This window comes from Oleiphilus sp. HI0086 (assembly GCF_001635225.1).
In genome coordinates this window covers 1-2172 of sequence record NZ_LWFZ01000789.1, presented here as the reverse complement: position 1 = coordinate 2172, position 2172 = coordinate 1, and the positions used below count along the sequence as shown (strand labels likewise).

Here is a 2172-nt window from a genome sequence, read left to right as displayed (position 1 = left end):
AAGAAAAGCCTAAGCCAATTAAAAAGCCGGAGCCGATTAAAAAACCTCTGACTACAAAAGTCAAAAAAGCGAGAGAAGTTGCTAAAAAGTCCGGCTTGTTAGCTGTGCAGTCAGATCTTGCTGAACTTAAGACAGTCGTCGATGTCGCTGCCTTGAAAAAGAAAGTTGCACCAAGTAAGCAGGCGACCATTGCCGCGAAAGCAAGCGGACCTGCTAGTTCAGAAGTGCTCAAGCGCAGTAGTGGGATTTCTACTGAAGCCTTAGCGGCTCCAGCGGAAACCGTGTCACTAAGTGCGCGTGAGAATGAGGTGCTAGATGCAACAGAAGATGAGATATCTTTAGCTCTTGCTGAAGAAGAAGCAGCTTCGGGTATGCTTTCGCGTAGCGAAGAAAATATTCGTCTCGTCGCCGAGTCCTTAAAGTCAGCCTTTAACAAATTATACGTTCGGGAATTGCGAAAAGACCCTTTTCTTGAGGGCTTGTTAATGCTGGAAGTGATAATCGAACCAAGCGGGGAGGTTTCTTTCTGCCGTATCGTAAGTTCCGAGCTTAATCACCCTGTTCTCGAGAATAAAATTGTTAAACGAATGTATTTAGCTGACTTTGGTGTTGAGAATGTAATGCAAACCACCATAAATATCCCATTCCCTTTTCGCCCAAACTAGGTCGTTTGGCAAGGTAAGCGATGAGGGAAAGGAGTGAGCTAGTGTTTATAAAGTGAGACTACTTATTCAGGCATAAAAAAAAGGCACTAGTAGCCGAAAATACTAAGTGCCTTTTAAGGAGAATAAATTATCAGTTCTAACATGCCAATTAAGGAACCTCGTTAGATAGCTGCAAACAGGAAGAAGTTAGCGGCCTGAGTGCTCTTCTTCCTGTTTACCGATGATGGAATAATACAGGCGAGGGGGGCGTAGTTGAATCGTCCAAAGGGCTTAGTTTGGGCGTAATTACCACTTATTTCACTTTGTTAAAGTAAATTCTAGGACTAAAGCGCCGTTATTCAGTCCCAACTAAGCCCCCCTTTGTTGCAGAGTACCTCAATTTAAGTGTTAAATAGATTAACGTAATCGTTAAATGACAGCTGTTTGTCAAAATCACCCTTTAATGCTTCTCGATATAAACTATGCCCAAAAAAACAATTAGTTCCCGGAAAGGACGTTTTATCAAATTAGCTGGAATGACAGCCTCTGTAGCCGGTCGTTATGCCTCTGACCGGGTCAAGTCGGTTTTTAAATCTGATGATAATGCTGCCTTAAGTAAACGCGAAACCTATTCTAAAATGGCTGGTGATGTCGTCGATACTTTAGGTGAGCTTAAGGGGGCTGTGATGAAAATCGGACAGATCGCATCACAAACTCAAGATTTATTGCCCAAAGAGTTTTCAGAAGCATTAGTAAAACTCCAGAAAGAAGCGCCCCCAGTTGAATTTAGTATAATTAAGGCTCAGATTGAGCTCCAGTTAGGCGCGCCTTTGGATGAGCTTTACAGTCGTTTTGATGAAGAGCCGCATGCCGCTGCTTCAATTGGGCAGGTTCATCGTGCCTGTACTAAGCAAGGGCAAGAAGTTGTCGTCAAAGTTCAGTATCCAGGGGTTGCTGAGTCATGCGACTCTGATTTAAAGCAGTTGAGGTTAGCGCTTAAGCTAGGTGGCTTGCTGAAGATGCCAAAAGAAAGTGTTGACGCTCTATTTGCCGAGATTAGGGATCGTTTACATGAGGAGCTCGATTATAATAATGAGGCTGCAAATATTGCGATGTTTCAAAGTTTTCATGATAAGCATCCAAAGATACTCATTCCATCGGTTATCGAAGACTTATCAAATAGGCATATTCTAACGATGGAATACCTACCAGGAGACGATATACAAGCACTAAAGCGTGAGCAGTATACTCAGGATCAGATCAATCAACTCGGCGAAAGACTATTTGAAGTTATGGCTGAGCAGCTATTTGACTTCAAACAGATTCATGGCGACCCGCACCCCGGTAATTTTGCTTTTCGAAAAGACGGTTCAGTTATTGTTTATGATTTTGGTTGTATTAAAACGCTTAAGCATGAAGTTTTAGCAGCCTATAAAGATGCGATTGTTGCTAGTTTGGCGGAAGATTATGATGCGCTAGATGATGCGCTTATTAGATTAGGTGCGCGGGTCGAGAGTAAACCTTCACC

At 42.8% G+C, this 2172-nt stretch carries 2 protein-coding genes; both read left to right on the top strand.

Features of this window, described 5'->3' with window-relative positions; genetic code table 11:
• Window positions 1-665: AgmX/PglI C-terminal domain-containing protein (locus A3756_RS13820; protein ID WP_068553705.1), on the top strand; the 665-nt coding region annotated here is incomplete at its 5' end.
• Between the two features lie 461 nt (window positions 666-1126).
• The coding region (locus A3756_RS13815; protein WP_082865263.1) for an AarF/ABC1/UbiB kinase family protein at window positions 1127-2172 on the top strand (1046 nt) is incomplete at its 3' end.